The organism is Vibrio pomeroyi, assembly GCF_024347595.1.
Lineage (GTDB): Bacteria > Pseudomonadota > Gammaproteobacteria > Enterobacterales > Vibrionaceae > Vibrio > Vibrio pomeroyi.
This window is the reverse complement of sequence record NZ_AP025506.1, coordinates 2,797,676-2,811,096: the sequence shown is the minus strand read 5'-3', so window position 1 is coordinate 2,811,096 and position 13,421 is coordinate 2,797,676. Positions and strand designations below refer to the sequence as shown.

10 protein-coding genes are annotated in these 13,421 nt (G+C 45.7%); all 10 read left to right on the top strand.

The window, feature by feature from the left end:
- Positions 1-38 precede the first annotated feature (38 nt).
- Positions 39-2,444 (top strand): outer membrane protein assembly factor BamA, encoded by a 2,406-nt coding sequence (gene bamA, locus OCV12_RS12250; protein WP_176680297.1) that lies wholly within the window; start codon positions 39-41, stop codon positions 2,442-2,444.
- A gap of 27 nt (positions 2,445-2,471) precedes the next feature.
- A complete protein-coding gene (locus tag OCV12_RS12245) occupies positions 2,472-2,972 on the top strand; it encodes an OmpH family outer membrane protein (protein ID WP_017056311.1) in 501 nt (166 codons plus the stop codon).
- A 5-nt stretch (positions 2,973-2,977) separates the two neighbouring features.
- A complete protein-coding gene (lpxD, locus tag OCV12_RS12240; protein ID WP_261884757.1) occupies positions 2,978-4,009 on the top strand; it encodes a UDP-3-O-(3-hydroxymyristoyl)glucosamine N-acyltransferase in 1,032 nt (343 codons plus the stop codon).
- Between the two features lie 93 nt (positions 4,010-4,102).
- A complete protein-coding gene (fabZ, locus tag OCV12_RS12235) occupies positions 4,103-4,555 on the top strand; it encodes a 3-hydroxyacyl-ACP dehydratase FabZ (RefSeq protein WP_048661224.1) in 453 nt (150 codons plus the stop codon).
- A 1-nt stretch (position 4,556) separates the two neighbouring features.
- Complete coding sequence (gene lpxA / locus OCV12_RS12230) at positions 4,557-5,345, top strand: acyl-ACP--UDP-N-acetylglucosamine O-acyltransferase (RefSeq protein WP_261884756.1); 789 nt, start codon at positions 4,557-4,559, stop codon at positions 5,343-5,345.
- Between the two features lie 129 nt (positions 5,346-5,474).
- Positions 5,475-6,671, top strand: coding sequence for a lipid-A-disaccharide synthase (gene lpxB / locus OCV12_RS12225; protein ID WP_261884755.1), 1,197 nt, complete (start codon positions 5,475-5,477; stop codon positions 6,669-6,671).
- A 48-nt stretch (positions 6,672-6,719) separates the two neighbouring features.
- Positions 6,720-7,340, top strand: coding sequence for a ribonuclease HII (gene rnhB / locus OCV12_RS12220; RefSeq protein ID WP_017069379.1), 621 nt, complete (start codon positions 6,720-6,722; stop codon positions 7,338-7,340).
- A gap of 129 nt (positions 7,341-7,469) precedes the next feature.
- Positions 7,470-10,949 (top strand): DNA polymerase III subunit alpha, encoded by a 3,480-nt coding sequence (gene dnaE, locus OCV12_RS12215; protein ID WP_261884754.1) that lies wholly within the window; start codon positions 7,470-7,472, stop codon positions 10,947-10,949.
- A 45-nt stretch (positions 10,950-10,994) separates the two neighbouring features.
- Positions 10,995-11,954: an acetyl-CoA carboxylase carboxyl transferase subunit alpha gene (gene accA, locus OCV12_RS12210; protein WP_008224015.1), complete on the top strand. Its 960-nt coding sequence runs from the start codon at positions 10,995-10,997 to the stop codon at positions 11,952-11,954.
- A gap of 126 nt (positions 11,955-12,080) precedes the next feature.
- Positions 12,081-13,415 (top strand): tRNA lysidine(34) synthetase TilS, encoded by a 1,335-nt coding sequence (gene tilS / locus OCV12_RS12205; protein WP_261884753.1) that lies wholly within the window; start codon positions 12,081-12,083, stop codon positions 13,413-13,415.
- Positions 13,416-13,421: the final 6 nt, after the last annotated feature.

The window sequence follows — 13,421 nt, the reverse complement described above, 5'->3', positions numbered from 1 at the left end:
ACAGGCATTGGTAGTAGCAAGGAATAATTAGAATAAGTATGGCGATTAAGCAAATTCTGTTCGCAAGTCTATTGGCCACTAGTGTGGCTGCGAACGGAGCACAAAACTTTGTAGTTCAAGATATCAAGATCGAAGGTTTACAGCGTGTTGCACTTGGTGCAGCTCTACTGAAAATGCCAGTACGTATTGGCGATGAAGTGGATGAAAGCGATGTGTCTGAGATCATTCGTGCATTGTATGCTTCGGGCAACTTTGAGGACGTTAAAGTACTTCGTGATGAAGGTGTATTGATTGTTCAAGTTCAAGAACGACCGACCATCGCAAGCATCTCATTCTCTGGTAACAAAGCGATTAAAGAAGAACAGCTTCAGCAGAACCTAGATGCGTCTGGTGTTCGTGAAGGTGAAGCCCTTGACCGTACAACGCTGAGTAACATTGAGAAAGGCCTTGAAGACTTTTACTACAGTGTTGGTAAATACAACGCGACAGTAAAAGCGGTTGTGACGCCTTTACCGCGTAACCGTTCTGACCTTAAGTTTGTGTTTACTGAAGGCGTATCCGCTAAGATTCAGCAAATTAACTTTATCGGTAACGAAGTCTTCTCTGACGCTGACCTGCTTAGCCGTTTCAACCTCAACGTAGACGTTGCATGGTGGAACTTCCTTGCAGATGAAAAATACCAGAAGCAAGTTTTAGCCGGTGATATTGAAGCACTGAAATCGTACTACCTTGACCGTGGTTACCTTAAGTTTAAGGTGGACTCAACTCAGGTTGCGATCTCTCCAGACAAGAAAGGTGTTTATATCACGCTTGGCCTCGATGAAGGCGAAGCTTACACCGTTAAAGATGTGTCGTTCCGTGGTGAGCTGATTGGCCGTGAGGCTGATTTTGATGCTCTAGTACCATTTGAAGATGGTGATACGTACAACGGCTCTTCTGTGACTTCACTAGAAGAAGGTGTAAAACGTATTCTTGGTGAGTCTGGCTATGCTTACCCACAAGTTCGTACTATTCCTGAATTCAATGACGAGACGAAAGAAGTTTCGCTTGTGATCAATGTAGAAGCGGGCAGCCGTATTTACGTTCGTGATATTCGTTTCACAGGTAACAACTCGACAAAAGATGAAGTGTTACGTCGTGAAATGCGTCAAATGGAAGGTAGCTGGCTGAACTCTAAATCGATTGATACGGGTAAGAGCCGTCTTAACCGTTTAGGTTTCTTCGAGACTGTGGACGTACAAACAGTACGTGTTCCTGGCAGTGAAGACCAAGTGGATTTGGTTTACAACGTTAAAGAAGCGAACTCAGGCAGCATTAACTTTGGTGTCGGCTACGGTACTGAATCGGGTGTGAGCTTCCAAGTTGGTCTACAACAAGACAACTTTGCAGGTTCTGGTAACCGTGTTGGTGTCAGTGCCATGATGAACGATTACCAAAAGAACGTGAGCTTAGACTACCGCGACCCATACTGGAACCTTGATGGTGTGAGTTTAGGCGGTAAGATCTTCTACAACGAATTTGAAGCATCTGAAGCGGGTATCGTCGACTATACCAACCAAAGTTATGGTACCAGCCTAACATGGGGTTTCCCTATGGATGAGCTGAACCGTATCGAGTTTGGTGTGGGTTACACGCATAACAAGATCGGTAACGTACCGACTTATATCCAAGTTGAACAGTTCGCGAGAAGTATCGACCAATACGGTGACGAGCACATCTTAACCGATGACTTCGATATCAATATTTCATGGACGCGTAACAATTTGAACCGTGGTTTCTTCCCAACTGAGGGTAACCACCAACGTGCTTTCGCTAAAATGACGGTACCAGGCTCTGATGCTCAGTACTTCAAAATGCAGTACGATGTAAAACATTACATCCCGCTGACCAAAAAGCATGAGTTCACACTATTGATGCGTGGCCGATTAGGCTATGGTAATGGTTATGGTCAAACGGATGGTAACGATAACTTGTTCCCATTCTACGAGAACTACTATGCGGGTGGTTTTACAACCCTACGTGGTTTTGGCTCTAACTCGGCAGGTCCGAAAGCCGTTTACGGAAGCAGCACGGGTAACAACCCAACCTACGATACCGCTACGGATGATTCAGTAGGTGGTAACGCGGTTGCTTTGGCAAGTTTAGAGTTAATCGTACCTACGCCGTTTGCTTCTGATGAAGCACGCAGCCAAATTCGTACCAGTGTCTTCTTCGATATGGCAAGTGTATGGGATACCGAGTTCGTAGACCGTGGCGCACCTAATAGTGGCGGCCAGTACTACTACGATTACTCTGATCCAACGAATTACCGTTCATCTTATGGTGCAGCCCTTCAATGGATGTCACCGATGGGCCCACTGGTTTTCTCTCTAGCGAAGCCAATTAAAATTTACGAAGGTGATGATGAAGAATTCTTCACATTCACCATTGGTAGAACTTTCTAATATTTAAAGGACAATATTTTGAAAAATATGATTAAAGCAGCAGGTTTAGGCCTTGTAGTTCTTAGCTCTTCTTTCTTTGCAACAGCTGCTGAAGCTGCGCAAAAAGTGGGTTATGTAAACACTGCACAAGTATTCCAGGCTCTACCTCAGCGTGAAGTTGTTCTTCAAAAAATGCAGGAAGAGTTCAAAGACAAAGCAGCTGAGCTACAGAGCATTCAAGCTGAAGCTAAAACGAAGATTGAAAAGCTTAAGCGTGATGGCGAGCTACTAGGTCCTGACGAAGTTGAGAAGCTACGTATCGAAGTAGGTCAACTAGACAGCAAATACAAAATCAAAGCTCAAGCACTAGAAAAAGCAAGCCAACGTCGTGAAGCACAAGAGAAGCAGAAGCTATTCAAAGTGATTCAAGATGCTGTAACGAAAGTTGCAGAGAAAGAAGGCTACGACATGATCGTTGATATTCAAGCTCTGCAATACGGCAAGCCAGAATACAACATCTCTGAGAAAGTAATTAAAGCACTGAAATAAGTTTTATGAAGAATCTGACTTTAGCCGAATTGGCAACGATTACCGGGGGAGAGCTACACGGAGATGGTACGATTACCGTTTCAGCAGTCGCTCCTATGGATAAAGCGCAGGAAGGTAACATTACGTTCCTTTCTAACGTGAAGTACAGCAAGCACTTAGGTGACTGTAAAGCATCCGCTATTATGGTTAAAGAGAGTGAGCGTGAACTGTGTAAGACTAACGTGATTGTGGTTAATGACCCTTACGTTGCTTTTGCTAAAGTTGCTCAAGCGCTTGATACTACTCCAGCACCCGCTGCGGCTATTGCTGATTCAGCTTCGATTGCAAGTGATGCAACCATTGGACAAAACGTGTCTATTGGTGCAAACGCTGTGATTGAGTCTGGTGTTGTTCTCGGCGACGATGTGATCATCGGTGCGGGCTGCTTTATCGGTAAAAACGCAAAGGTTGGTGCTGGCACTAAGCTTTGGGCTAACGTAAGCATTTACCATGAAGTAGTGATTGGTGAAGCGTGTTTAGTTCAATCAAGTACGGTGATCGGCTCTGATGGATTTGGTTATGCGAACGAGAAAGGCGAGTGGGTGAAGATCCCGCAAGTGGGTTCTGTTCGCATTGGTAACCGCGTAGAAATCGGCGCGTGTACTACCATTGACCGTGGTGCATTAGATGACACAATCATTGAAGATAACGTTATCTTAGATAACCAACTTCAAATTGCTCATAATGTTCACATCGGATATGGTTCTGCTCTTGCGGGTGGTACTATTATCGCAGGCAGCACGACGATAGGTAAGTACTGTATTATTGGTGGTGGGTGTGTGATTAATGGTCACATTGAAATCGTTGACGGCGTTACAATCACCGGTATGGGGATGGTAATGCGCAGTATCACTGAGAAAGGCATGTACTCTTCAGGTATTCCTTTACAGCCAAACAAAGATTGGCGTAAAACAGCAACGCGTGTTCATCGAATTGATGAAATGAACAAGCGTTTGAAAACCGTTGAAAAACTTATCGAGAAGAGCGCGGAATCATAATTCCAGCATTTCTAATAAAAGGCTCGCGTACAGCGAGTCTTTTTCGTTTATAATCCTTCTAATTAAATAAAGAATATATATAGGAATACGACTTTGACTACTGAACAGACAACGATGAACATTACTGAAATTCAGGAACTATTACCTCATCGCTACCCATTCTTAATGGTTGATCGTGTGACTAGCTTTGAAAAAGAAAAAACACTGACTGCGATTAAGAATGTCTCTGTTAACGAACCTCAGTTCACAGGCCACTTCCCACAACTTCCTGTATTCCCAGGCGTGTTGATCTTAGAAGCAATGGCACAAGCAACAGGCCTTCTAGCATTTAAATCTTTTGGTGCGCCTTCTGGTAACGAGCTTTACTACTTTGCAAGTGTTGATAAAGCAAAATTCCGTAAGCCAGTAGTACCTGGTGACCAACTGGTTATCGAAGTTGAATTCTTAAAAGAGCGTCGTGGCATTGCATCGTTCAACGGTGTAGCGAAAGTTGACGGCGACGTTGTATGTTCAGCTGAACTTAAATGTGCTCGTAGAGAGTTTTAATATGATTCATGAAACAGCGAAAATTCACCCGGCAGCAGTAATCGAAGGTGATGTAACTATCGGTGCTAACGTGATGGTTGGGCCTTTCACTTACATTGCTGGTAATGTGACCATTGGCGACGACACAGAAATCATGTCGCATGTTGTGATCAAAGGTCACACTACCATTGGTAAAGAAAACCGCATTTTCCCACACGCCGTTATCGGTGAAGAAAACCAAGATAAGAAATACGGCGGTGAAGACACGACGGTTGTGATCGGTGATCGCAACGTAATTCGTGAAGCGGTTCAAATCCACCGTGGTACGGTACAAGACAAAGCAACCACTGTAATTGGTGATGACAACCTACTTTGTGTTAATGCTCACGTAGCGCACGATGTTATTGTTGGTAACCATACTCACATTGGTAACAACGCTATTCTTGGCGGGCACGTAACGGTTGGCGACTACGCTGGTGTTATGGCACTGTCTGCGATTCACCCTTTCTGTTCAATTGGTGCTTACGCATACATTGGCGGCTGTTCTGCTGTTGTTCAAGATGTACTTCCGTACGTACTTGCACAGGGTAACCATGCTGCTCCATTCGGTCTTAACCTAGTGGGCTTGAAGCGTAACGGATTTGAGAAACCAGAGATTCGTGCACTACAGAAAGCGTATAAAGAGTTATACCGTTCAGGTAAAACGCTTGAAGAAGCGAAAGCGGCTTTAGTTGAAATGGCGAAAGAGTTTACTTCGGTGGCTCCTATGCTAGAAATGCTAGAGAACTCTGAGCGCGGTATTATTCGTTAATACTGGATGTGGTTGTGTACCAATCCGCGCAAGTATGACAATAATTACTTAATCAGATTGGTATAACAAAAAGATCGCTAATCATTAGGCGATCTTTTTTGTTTTAGGCAAGAAGGGAATTGGAAAACTATGGCACAGCAAGAAACAGCAACCAACAGCACGGACTTTGTTTCGAATGAACCACTGCGCGTAGGTATCGTGGTCGGAGAACTCTCTGGTGACACGCTTGGCGAAGGTTTTATCAAAGCAATCAAATCACAATACCCGAATGCTGAATTTGTCGGTATTGGCGGACCAAAAATGAAGGCGCTTGGTTGTGAGTCTCTTTTCGAGATGGAAGAGCTGGCTGTCATGGGCTTAGTTGAAGTACTTGGTCGTTTAGCTCGCTTATTAAAAGTGAAAGCGGAGCTGGTAAAGTATTTCACTCAAAACCCGCCAGATGTGTTTGTGGGTATCGATGCACCTGACTTCAACCTAAGACTTGAACTCGATCTTAAGAACGCTGGCATTAAAACGGTTCATTACGTGAGCCCTTCCGTGTGGGCTTGGCGTCCTAAGCGTATCTTTAAAATAGACAAAGCGACCGACTTAGTTTTGGCTTTCCTACCATTCGAGAAAGCGTTTTACGATAAATACAACGTTGCCTGTGAATTTGTTGGTCACACGTTGGCTGATGCAATTCCTTTAGAACCAAGCAAACAAGATGCACGTGAGCTATTAGGCTTAGATCAAGACAAACAGTGGTTAGCCGTATTGCCGGGCAGTCGAGGTGGTGAGATGGGTTTGATCGCTCAACCATTTATCGAAACGTGCCAGCGCATTAAGCAAAAATACCCTGATATCAATTTCGTTGTTGCGCTCGTGAATGAGCAGCGCAAAAAGCAGTTTACTGAAATCTGGCAAGCAACAGCGCCTGAGCTTGAATTCACGTTAGTCGAAGATACGGCAACCAACGTGATTACCGCTGCTGACTCTGTGCTTCTGGCTTCGGGCACAGTGGCTCTTGAGTGTATGCTACTGAAGCGTCCAATGGTTGTTGGCTACAAAGTGAATAAGCTGACTGGCTACATTGTGAAGAAGTTAGCAATCACAGAGTTCGTATCACTGCCGAATATTTTGGCGGGTGAAGAGATCGTGAAAGAGCATATTCTTGAAGAGTGTCACCCAGACTTTTTGTTCCCATCTGTCGACAAAATGCTATCAGCCGACAACAGTGCATTGATCGAACGTTTTACCGAGATGCATCACTGGATCCGTAAAGATGCTGATAAGCAAGCCGCCAACGCGGTGCTGAAATTGATCGGTCGAGAGTTTGTTGAATCATAAAGTGCCACTCCATCAAGCACTGAATTATAAGTTACAAAGAGAATTGTCATGGCAGTAAAAGAGAAAAAAGAGCTTCCTCCGTTTGAATACCCACAAGGCTACCAGTTGTTTGCTGGTGTGGATGAAGTAGGGCGCGGGCCATTGGTAGGCGATGTGGTGACAGCTGCGGTTATCCTAGACCCTAATAATCCAATAGAAGGCTTAAACGACTCAAAAAAACTGTCTGAGAAAAAGCGCCTTGCTCTGCTTCCTGAAATTAAAGAGAAAGCCTTGGCGTGGTCGGTTGGTCGTTGTTCACCACAAGAAATTGATGAGTTGAACATTCTGCAGGCAACCATGGTCGCCATGCAGCGCGCTATCGCTGGATTGAGCGTTCAGCCTGACATGGCACTGATCGATGGTAACCGTGTTCCTCAACTTCCAATGGACGGCCTGGCTATTGTAAAGGGCGACTTACGAGTAGCAGAGATAAGTGCGGCGTCTATTATCGCTAAAGTAGTTCGTGACCAAGAGATGGAAGAACTCGACAAACTACATCCAGAGTTTGGTTTTGCGAAACACAAAGGATACCCAACTAAAGCGCATTTCGAAGCGATTGAAAAACATGGTGTTACCGAGCATTACCGGAAGAGCTTTAAGCCAGTAAAGCGTATTCTAGGCATTGATTAAGCTTTATATAGATTAGAGCTTTACGTTAACTAGAGCTTAGCACCGAATAAAGTTGCCTAGTTACGCTAGAAAAAAATAGAATACACACAGTTGTAACCCTAGGCTCAAACCTAGAATTCAGGAAAAATAATGTCAGATCCAAAATTTGTTCACCTACGCGTACACAGTGACTTTTCTATGGTGGATGGCCTCTCTAAGGTGCCGCCATTAGTTAAAAAAGTCGCTGAGATGGGTATGCCTGCTCTAGCACTTACCGACTTTACCAACCTTTGTGGTTTGGTTAAGTTCTACGGTACTGCTCATGGGTGCGGGGTTAAACCAATTATTGGTGCTGACTTCTTGATGCAGTCTCCAGAGTTCGGTGACGAGTTGACCAAGCTCACCGTCATTGCAACCGACAATAAAGGTTATAACAACCTAACGCTGCTTATCTCAAAAGCTTACCTTCGCGGTCATGTACAGCATCAGCCTGTTATCGATAAAGAGTGGTTGATTGAGAATGCCGAGGGCCTAATCATCCTATCGGGTGCAAAAGAAGGTGAGATCGGTAAAGCGCTGCTGAAAGGTAACCGTGAACTGGTTGCAAGCAATGTCGAGTTTTACAAAACATACTTCCCTGATCGTTTTTACCTTGAGTTGATTCGTACCGGACGTCCGGACGAAGAGTCTTACCTGCACTTTGCGTTGGAACTGGCTGAGCAAGAAGACCTGCCTGTTGTTGCAACCAACGAAGTGGTATTCCTGACTGAAGATCTTTTTGATGCCCATGAAATCCGTGTAGCGATTCATGATGGCTTCACCATGGTCGATCCTCGTCGTCCCAAAAATTACAGCGCGCAACAGTATCTTCGTAGTGAAGAAGAGATGTGTGAGTTGTTCTCAGATATCCCTGAAGCACTTGAGAACAGTGTTGAGATTGCCAAGCGCTGTAATGTCACGGTTCGTTTAGGCGAATACTTCCTGCCTAACTTCCCAACGGAAGGTTTGGCGATTGAAGACTTCCTGATCAAGAAATCAGAAGAAGGACTTGAGCGACGTCTAGCGTTCCTATTCCCTGATGAAAAAGTGCGTGCTGAGCGCAGACCTGAATACGATGAGCGACTCAAGATCGAGCTCGAAGTTGTCAATAACATGGGGTTCCCAGGTTACTTCCTGATCGTAATGGAGTTTATCCAGTGGTCTAAAGATAACGATGTGCCAGTAGGCCCAGGTCGTGGTTCTGGTGCCGGCTCTCTAGTAGCTTACGCCTTGGATATCACCGATCTCGATCCACTTGAATACGATCTCCTTTTCGAACGTTTCTTGAACCCAGAACGTGTCTCGATGCCCGATTTCGATATCGACTTTTGTATGGATAAGCGCGACCAAGTTATCGACCACGTAGCTGAAATGTACGGTCGTGATGCGGTATCTCAGATCATCACCTTTGGTACCATGGCGGCGAAAGCGGTAATTCGCGACGTAGGCCGTGTATTGGGTCACCCGTTTGGTTTCGTTGACCGAATTTCAAAGCTTGTACCGCCAGATCCGGGCATGACGCTAGAGAAAGCATTCCTTGCTGAACCAGCACTGCCGGAGCTTTATGATGGCGATGAAGAAGTTCGTGAGCTGATCGATAAATGTCGTATTCTTGAAGGTTGTACGCGAAACGCCGGTAAACACGCGGGTGGTGTTGTAATCTCACCAACCACGATCACTGACTTTGCGCCAATCTATGCCGATGCTGAAGGTAACTTCCCAGTAACGCAATTCGATAAGAATGACGTTGAAACGGCAGGCTTGGTTAAGTTTGACTTCTTGGGTCTGCGTACCCTGACCATCATCGACTGGGCGTTAGGTCTAGTGAACCCACGTTTGAAGAAAGAGGGTAAAGAACCGGTTCGTATCGAGTCGATTCCTCTTGATGACCAAGCGTCGTTCAACCTATTACAAAATTCTGAAACCACCGCGGTATTCCAACTGGAATCGCGTGGTATGAAAGACCTGATCAAACGTCTACAACCCGACTGTTTTGAAGATATCATCGCATTGGTAGCCCTGTTCCGTCCGGGTCCTCTTCAATCAGGCATGGTAGATAACTTTATCGACCGTAAACACGGCCGTGAAGCGGTTTCTTACCCTGATGAAACGTGGCAACACGAGTCGTTGAAAGAGACGCTAGAACCGACCTACGGCATCATCCTGTATCAAGAACAGGTAATGCAGATCGCACAGATTCTGGCGGGCTATACCCTTGGCGGAGCGGATATGCTGCGTCGTGCGATGGGTAAGAAAAAGCCAGAAGAGATGGCGAAACAGCGTGGTACCTTCAAAGAGGGTGCTGAGGCCAACGGTGTTGATGGCGAACTTGCCATGAAGATCTTTGACTTGGTAGAGAAATTTGCGGGCTACGGCTTTAACAAATCTCACTCGGCTGCATACGCACTGGTTTCTTACCAAACGCTGTGGCTGAAAACGCACTACCCAGCGGAATTTATGGCTGCGGTAATGACGGCGGATATGGATAACACCGAGAAGGTTATTGGCCTTGTTGATGAATGTTTCCGTATGAAGCTCAAGCTGCTTCCACCTGATATTAACTCGGGCCTGTATCGCTTTAACGTGGATGAAGATGGTGCGATTGTTTATGGTATCGGCGCGATCAAGGGGGTTGGTGAAGGCCCTATCGAAGCGATCATCGAAGCGCGAAATAAGGGCGGTTACTTTAAAGACTTATTCGACTTCTGTGCACGTCTTGATCTGAAGAAGGTCAACAAACGTGTTATCGAAAAGTTGATTCTATCCGGTGCCTTAGATAGATTAGGTCCTCACCGTGCAGCGATGATGGCTTCATTGCCGGACGCGGTGAAAGCGGCAAGCCAACATCACCACGCAGAGTCCTTTGGACAATCAGATATGTTTGGCGTGTTGACCGATGCTCCAGAAGAGGTTGAACACAAGTATACCCAAGTGCCTAAGTGGCCTGAGAAGGTTTGGCTTGAGGGCGAACGTGAAACGCTTGGCTTGTATCTAACGGGTCACCCGGTTAACGCTTACATCAAAGAATTAGCGAAATACACCAGCTGTCGTTTGAAGGATGCCACGCCAACGCGTCGTGATCAGTCATTAACGATTGCAGGTTTAGTGATTGCGGCTAGGGTGATGACCACTAAACGCGGTACACGAATCGGTTTGATGACACTTGATGACCGATCTGGCCGAATGGAAGTGATGTTGTTCTCAGATGCGCTCGATCGCTACGCAGAATTGCTCGAAAAAGACAAAATTGTGGTCGTTTCTGGACAGGTCAGCTTTGATGACTTCAACGGTGGGCTTAAAATGTCCGCGCGCGAGGTCATGGACTTAGGAAGCGCCCGTGAAAAATATGCTCGTGGGGTATCGATATCTATCGACCAATCCCAGATTAATGGTCAATTTTTTGAACGCTTTGGTCAAATCTTAGAACCTTATAGAGCCGGAACGGTCCCAGTCAATGTATACTACCAACGTGCCGACGCTAGAGCGCGGTTAACATTGGGCACAGAATGGCGCGTGACGCCAAGTGATACATTACTAGACGAATTAAAACAGCTGCTTGGAAATAGCCAAGTAGAACTCGAATTTAACTAAAATTTAGCTTCATGACTGTGGAGCTGAATCAACAAGGATTCATAGATGAGCCTGAACTTTCTAGAATTTGAAAAGCCTATCGCTGAACTTGAAGCAAAAATCGAAGCGCTACGTGACGTTTCGCGTCACGGTGGTGACACAGCGGTAGATCTAGACAAAGAAATCGAACAACTAGAGAAAAAAAGCTTAGAGCTTAAACAGAAAATCTTTAGTGACTTAGGTGCATGGCAGGTAGCTCAACTTGCTCGTCACCCTCAACGTCCTTACACAAAAGATTACCTGGAGCATGCATTCACAGAGTTTGAAGAGATGGCGGGCGATCGCGCTTACGCTGACGACAAAGCTATTGTGGGTGGTATGGCTCGTCTAAATGGCCGCCCTGTTATGGTTATTGGTCATCAGAAAGGTCGTGAGACAAAAGAGAAAGTGATCCGTAACTTTGGTATGCCAAAGCCAGAAGGTTACCGTAAGGCGCTACGTCTAATGGAAACGGCTGAGCGTTTCAACATGCCTATCATTACTTTCATCGACACAGCGGGCGCATACCCAGGTGTTGGTGCTGAAGAGCGTGGTCAATCTGAAGCTATCGCGAAAAACCTTAAGGTTATGGCTGGTCTTTCTGTTCCAGTTATCTGTAACGTTGTTGGTGAAGGCGGTTCTGGTGGTGCACTAGCGATTGGTGTTGGTGACTACGTGAACATGCTTCAATACTCTACGTACTCAGTAATCTCCCCAGAAGGTTGTGCTTCAATCTTATGGCGTGATTCAGACAAAGCACCACAAGCGGCTGAAGCGATGGGCCTAATTGCCCCTCGTCTTAAAGAGCTTGAGCTTATCGACGAAATCATTCCCGAGCCTCTAGGTGGCGCACACCGTGACCCAGTACAGACTGCTCAGAACATGAAAGACATGCTAGTTAAACAGCTAGAAGAGCTAGAGCAGTTTGATAACGAAACGCTTCTTGAGCGTCGTTACCAGCGTCTGATGAGCTACGGCTACTGCTGATAAGTTGCCTTAGCGATAAGGTCTGCTTAGCGTAACAAGTTGATGAAAGGGTTGGACTCAGTGCCAACCCTTTTTTATTATTAAAACATTATCCCTTCACACTCGACCTCTTGGTTTATTCGCCTCATGACACACTTAATTGATACCTTCACATCTGTACTTGACCAAAGCGCGCTTAAGCCTCGTCGGTTGGTCGTCGCTTTCAGTGGTGGTGTCGATTCACGAGTGTTGTTGGAGTTATCCGCTCAATATATTAAAGCGTATGACATTGAGTGCCATGCGGTTCATGTTCACCATGGCCTAAGCAAGAATGCCGATCACTGGGCAGAACAATGCCAAACATGGTGTGATGCTTTGTCTATCCCGTTAGCTATCGAGCGAGTGTCGTTAGATGTTAACAATGGAGAAAGCATAGAAAAGCTTGCTAGAGATGCTCGATATTACGCCTTCAAACAGCATATTCGACACGGCGATGTACTTGTTACTGGCCAACATATCGATGATCAAGTCGAAACTTTCCTGTTGGCGTTAAAGCGAGGCAGTGGTCCGAAAGGTCTTTCTTCGATGGCTAAAGTGATGCCGTTTGCTGATGCTCATATTGTTCGCCCACTGCTATCGGTAACCCGAACCGAGATTGAAACAGCCGCTCACGATATGGGCTTAACTTGGGTAGAAGATGAGAGTAATCAGGATGTGCGTTTTGATCGTAACTTTATCCGTCATCAAGTGACTCCGGCGCTGACTGAGCGTTGGCCAAGCTTTCGTGAGTCGGTCAGTCGCAGTGCTCAGCTTTGTGCGGAGCAAGAGTTATTGCTCGATGAGTTGCTTGAATCACACTTTAAGCAAGCTTTAGGGGATAGCCAAAGCTTAAACATTGAGGCGTTATCTCAACACTCAGACTTGTTACGAGCACGACTGCTAAGAATGTGGTTGGGTCATTGTAATCAAGCAATGCCGAGTCAAAAGCAGCTCAAGCTTATCTGGAATGAAGTGGCGTGTGCTCAGGCTGATGCCAACCCTAAACTGGTGCTGAATGATGTTGAGGTTAGGCGCTTTAATCATCAGCTCTACATAGTGAAAGAGACTAAGGACTTGTCGAGTTGGTATGCTGATGTTGTGCTTGGTGATAGCTTGCAACTGCCCGATGGTTTAGGGGAGCTGCAATTAGTGCCGTCACAGAGTGATGCTGTAGCGAATGGTCGTAACTCGCAAAACTTCAGTTTGAAGGATTCAAGCGGAACGCTACGAGTGATCTTCAACCCTGAAGGATTATCAGCGCATCCTGTTGGACGCGGCCATAGTCGAAAGCTCAAAAAACTCTTTCAGGAATACCAAGTACCCAGTTGGTTACGACGCAGAACGCCAATATTAATGGATGGTGAGCGAGTGATCGCTGTTTTAGGCTTATTCGTAGATAAAAACTACGAAGGTCAAGATTGTGAAGCGCTTTGGAGCAAGTAGAAAAAG